Here is a 4649-nt window from a genome sequence, read left to right as displayed (position 1 = left end):
TCCCGACAAAACAAACGACTAGCACATTCATATAAATCTGCTACATCATCCGTCATGCCAAAACAAAAAATTTGGCATCAACAAACAGACACGCTATTGAGATCTCAAACAACACGCGCACTCAAAGATCCGCACCCATCCGGGCTTTCTCTCCGAGGCAACCCCTAAAGCTTAGGAGCAATCGGTTCTCCATGTCAACTCGGCACCCTGTGATCTGGGCTACCACCGAAACTGACTATTGAATTAACCGTGGCACCCAACCCCATCCGAGAAACCAGAAACACTGTTTCCGATCCCCCGAACCTGTCGGCCGGGCACGAGGTAATAACTTACGCACCCCGAGCCCCCACGTCAACTCCACACCCCCAGGTCAGAGCGTGTTCTGCACCACGTGCGCCCAGGCGGGCACCGCCGGTCGACGCCGGAGGCTCGCCGCTCGCTCGCTCGGAGCCCTCCGGTCGTGCCTGTGGGTGGTCCGCCATGGACTCGCGAGGGCGGCCCGGAGCCGTGCGCCGGCGCCCTGAGGAACGAGGAGGACCGAGGGACGAGGTTCAGGCTGCCGGCACCACGCCGCGGTGCAGAGCGACGATGCCGCCGGTGAGGTTGCGGAACTGGACCTGCTTCAGGCCCTCCTCGAGCATCCAGGTGCGCAGCTCCTCCTGGTCCGGCCAGTCGAGGATCGACTCCGAGAGGTAGTCATAGGCCTCGGGGCTCTGCGTCACGCGATGGGCGACCGCGGGGATCGCGCGCAGCAGGTACCTGCTGTAGACGGTGCGGAACACGGTGGACCTGGGCGTCGAGAACTCGCAGATGACGACCCGCCCGCCGGGCCGGACCACGCGCGCCATCTCCGCGATCGCGGTCCGAGGCTGCTGCACGTTGCGCAGTCCGAAGGAGATGACAGCGGCGTCGAAGGAATCGTCGGCGAACGGCAGCGCCTGCGCATCCGCCGCGACGAAGGGGATGTGCGGCTGGCGCCGTCGACCCTCCTCCATCATGCCCAGCGAGAAGTCGGCGGCCACGGCGTCGGCGCCCGCGTCGACGAGCGCGGCGGTCGAGGTCCCTGTGCCGGCGGCGAGGTCCAGGACGTGCTGGCCCGCCGTGATGTCCAGCGAATCCACCATGGCCCTGCGCCACGAACGCACCTGTCCCAGGGCGGCGAGGTCGTTCATGAGGTCGTACCTGCGCGCGATGCCGTCGAACATCCCGGCGACGTCGTAGGGATTCTTGTCGAGGTCCGCGCGGTTCATGCCTCGATACTGCCAGAACTCGCGCCCCGGTTCGTCGCCGAAGGGACGTTGCGGGACCGTCCACACAGCGGAGCCGTCTCGCACGGAGGACGCGCCCCGTCGGACAATAGCAACGTCGGCGCCGACGCGGCGCTCTCCTGTGCCGCGGCCGCCGCGCCCTGTCCACCACCGTCACCTCGCAGGAGGCCCAGTGCCCGCGCTCGACCGCATCACCATCCCCGACGAGCTGCTCCCGACCGACGGGCGGTTCGGCTCCGGCCCCTCGCGGATCCGTCCCGAGCAGATGGCCGCTCTCTCGGCGCTCGGCTCGAGCGTCATGGGGACCTCCCACCGGCAGGCGCCCGTCAAGGACCTCGTGCGCCGGGTCCGTGAGGGCCTCGCGGAGCTCTTCGCCCTCCCCGAGGGATACGAGATCGTCCTGGGCAACGGCGGCTCGACCGCGTTCTGGGACGCGGCCGCATTCGGTCTGATCCGCGAGCGCGCACAGCACCTGGTCCTGGGCGAGTTCTCCTCGAAGTTCGCAGCGGAGACCGCCGGCGCGCCCCACCTGTCGGATCCCTCGGTGCTGCGCGCCGAGCCCGGCAGCGGCATCGCTGCCCGGGCGGACGAGACGGTGGACGCCTACGCGTGGCCGCAGAACGAGACGTCGACCGGTGTCATGCTCCCGGTGCGCCGGCCGGAGGGCGCCGGCGAGGACCAGCTCGTCCTCGTCGACGCGACGAGCGCCGCGGGCGGAGTGTCCGTGGACCTCGCCCAGACCGATGCGTACTACTTCGCCCCGCAGAAGTCCTTCGCCTCCGACGGAGGGCTCTGGATCGCGGCCCTCTCCCCCGCCGCGATCGAGCGTGCCGAGCAGCTGGCCGCCGGAGACCGCTGGATCCCCGAGTTCCTCTCGCTCACGGCCGCGATCAGCAACTCCCGCAAGAGCCAGACGCTGAACACCCCTGCGATCGCCACCCTCGTGCTGCTGGCGGAGCAGATCGAATGGATCCTCGGCCAGGGAGGCCTGGCCTGGGCCGACGCGCGCACCCGCGCCACGAGCGGCCTCCTGCAGGACTGGGCCGCGGCGCGCGAGGAGGTCTCCCCCTTCGTCGCCGACCCGTCCCTGCGCTCCCAGGTCGTCACGACGCTGGACCTGGCCGACGACGTCGACGCCGCGGGCATCGCCTCCCTGCTGCGCTCGCGCGGGATCGTGGACATCGAGCCGTACCGGAAGCTCGGCCGCAACCAGCTGCGGATCGCGACGTTCCCCGCCGTGCCGGAGTCCGATGTGCGCTCCCTGATCGCCGTCCTCGACCACGTCCTGGACGCGCTGCGGGAGGGCTGAGCAGCAGGCCGGTCACCGCGGAGGACCGGACCGCCCGCGCGAAGGGCCCGGGCCGATCGCCCTCATGGCGTCGGCCCGGGCCCTTCGCGCACGTCGGGCGCGATCACTCCCGGGCACCCTCGCGCGGGGCGTCCAGCAGGACGTCGCGCAGCATGCGGGTGGCCGTCTCCAGCTCTCCGAGCTGGGCGTCGTCGAGGCCGTCGACCCTCTCCCGCAGCCAGGCGCTGCGGGCCCGTCGGCCCTCCTCGACGATCGTCGCGCCCGCCTCGGTGAGGGCGAGCAGGACCTGCCGCCGGTCGCTCGGGTGGGGACGCCGGGCGACCCATCCCGCCTCCTCGAGCCGGGCGATGATCCGCGTCATCACGGGCGGGCTCACGCGCTCGAAGTCGGCGACGCGCCCGGGCGTGGCCTCACCCTCCCTGTGCAGGTAGGCGAGCACCGAGAACTGGGCCACGGAGACCTCCTCCGAGGCCGCGCGCGAGCGCAGCCGCCTCGAGGACACCAGCAGCACGCGGTGGAGATCCGCGACGATGTCGTCGACGTGCGCCTCCCGGGCCCGGTCGCTCACGTCAGCAGGCTCTCGAGGGGACCGCGCAGGAAGTAGAGCACGAACAGGACGGCCACCACGTACATCAGCCAGTGGACCTCGCGGGCCTTGCCGCGCACGATCCGGATCACGACGTACATGAGGAAGCCCGCGCCCATGCCCACCGTGATCGAGTAGGTGAAGGGCATGAGCATGATCGTGAGGAAGGCGGGGATCGCCTTCTCGACGTCGGTGAAGTCGATCGAGGTCACCTGGGTCATCATGAGGAAGCCGACCATCACCAGCGCCGGGGTGGCCGCCTCGTAGGGCACCATCGCGACGAGCGGCGAGAGCAGCGTGCTGAGCAGGAACGCGAGGCCCGCGACGATCGCGGCCAGGCCCGTGCGGGCGCCCTCGGCGACGCCCGACGCCGACTCGGCGTAGCTCGTGGCGGAGGAGACGCCGCCGACGCCGCCGGCGATCGCCGCGAGGGAGTCGACCACCAGGATCCGCTGGGAATGGGGGATGTCGCCGTCCTCGTCGAGCATGTCGCCCTCGGCGGCGACCGCGACCATGGTGCCCATGGTGTCGAAGAAGTCGGCCAGCAGCAGCGAGAACACGATCGTGGTCGCGCCCACGGCGCCGGCCGCGGTGATGCCGCCGATGGGGTCCACGGTGAACAGCGTCGAGAAGTCGGGCATCTGCACGGGCGAGCCGCCGAGGCTCGGCACGTTCAGGCTCCAGCCGTGCGGGTTCGCGGCGCCGCCGTCGGACCCGTCGGAGTACGCGCCCACGCCGACGACCTTCTCGATGACGATCGCGAGCACGGTCGCGGCGACGATCGCGATGAGGATGGCGCCGGGGACCCTGCGCACGTACAGCGCGAACATGAGGACCAGGCCCACGATGAACACGAGGATCGGCCAGCCGGCCAGGGAGCCGTCCGCCCCCAGCTGGACCGGGGTGCCGTCGGCGGGGGTGATGAAGCGGGCGTTGAACAGGCCCACGAAGGCGATGAACAGGCCGAGGCCCACGCCGATCGCGGTCTTCATGAACGGAGGCACCGCGTTGAAGACGGCCCGGCGGAAGCCGGTGAGCACCAGGATCAGCACGACGACGCCCTCGATGACCACGAGGCCCATCGCGCCGGCCCAGGTCATGCCCGGCAGCGGCGCGACCGAGTAGGCGATCACGGCGTTCAGGCCGAGGCCCGCGGCGAGTGCCAGGGGGAACTTCGCCCAGGCGCCCATGAGGATCGTGAGCAGTCCGGCCACGAGCGCCGTGCCGGCGGCCACCGCGGGCAGGTTGGGCTCGGTGCCGCCGCCCAGGTAGTGCCCCGTGGAATCGGGGACGGTTCCGATGATCAGCGGGTTCAGCACCACGATGTAGCACATCGCGAAGAAGGTGACGATGCCGCCGCGCACCTCGCGGCCGACGCTCGAGCCCCGGGCGCTGATCCCGAAGAAGCGGTCGATGCCTGAGGAGGCGCCGGTGGGGGCGGGCGCGGTCGTGCCGAGGGGCGTCGTGTGCATGTCCAGATGCTATC

4 protein-coding genes are annotated in these 4649 nt (G+C 70.4%); 1 reads left to right on the top strand and 3 read right to left on the bottom strand.

Translation table 11 applies throughout. From position 1 onward, the window contains the following. Nucleotides 1-551 precede the first annotated feature (551 nt). Nucleotides 552-1250, bottom strand: coding sequence for a demethylmenaquinone methyltransferase (locus tag MHY49_RS18720; protein ID WP_239206696.1), 699 nt, complete (start codon nucleotides 1248-1250; stop codon nucleotides 552-554). A 190-nt stretch (nucleotides 1251-1440) separates the two neighbouring features. Here MHY49_RS18720 and serC point away from each other — a divergent pair, with 190 nt between their 5' ends. Then, nucleotides 1441-2577 carry a phosphoserine transaminase gene (gene serC / locus MHY49_RS18715; protein WP_239206694.1) on the top strand — a complete coding sequence of 379 codons (1137 nt, stop codon included), beginning with the start codon at nucleotides 1441-1443 and terminating at the stop codon, nucleotides 2575-2577. A 103-nt stretch (nucleotides 2578-2680) separates the two neighbouring features. Here serC and MHY49_RS18710 read toward each other — a convergent pair whose 3' ends face one another. Together MHY49_RS18710 and MHY49_RS18705 are read right to left on the bottom strand one after the other, a co-directional pair. Next, a complete protein-coding gene (locus MHY49_RS18710) occupies nucleotides 2681-3145 on the bottom strand; it encodes a MarR family transcriptional regulator (RefSeq protein WP_239206692.1) in 465 nt (154 codons plus the stop codon). After that, nucleotides 3142-4635, bottom strand: coding sequence for an NCS2 family permease (locus MHY49_RS18705; RefSeq protein WP_239206690.1), 1494 nt, complete (start codon nucleotides 4633-4635; stop codon nucleotides 3142-3144). Before MHY49_RS18705 ends, MHY49_RS18710 begins: the two co-directional genes overlap by 4 nt. Nucleotides 4636-4649: the final 14 nt, after the last annotated feature.

It is taken from the genome of Brachybacterium sp. ACRRE (genome assembly GCF_022346485.1).
Lineage (GTDB): Bacteria > Actinomycetota > Actinomycetes > Actinomycetales > Dermabacteraceae > Brachybacterium > Brachybacterium halotolerans.
This window is presented reverse-complemented; position numbering and strand designations above follow the sequence as displayed.

Bases quoted from the DNA above. Each gene is read 5' to 3' on its own strand.
- MHY49_RS18720 (WP_239206696.1), bottom strand. From the start codon at position 1,250: ATGAACCGCGCGGACCTCGACAAGAATCCCTACGACGTCGCCGGGATG.
- MHY49_RS18705 (WP_239206690.1), bottom strand. From the start codon at position 4,635: ATGCACACGACGCCCCTCGGCACGACCGCGCCCGCCCCCACCGGCGCC.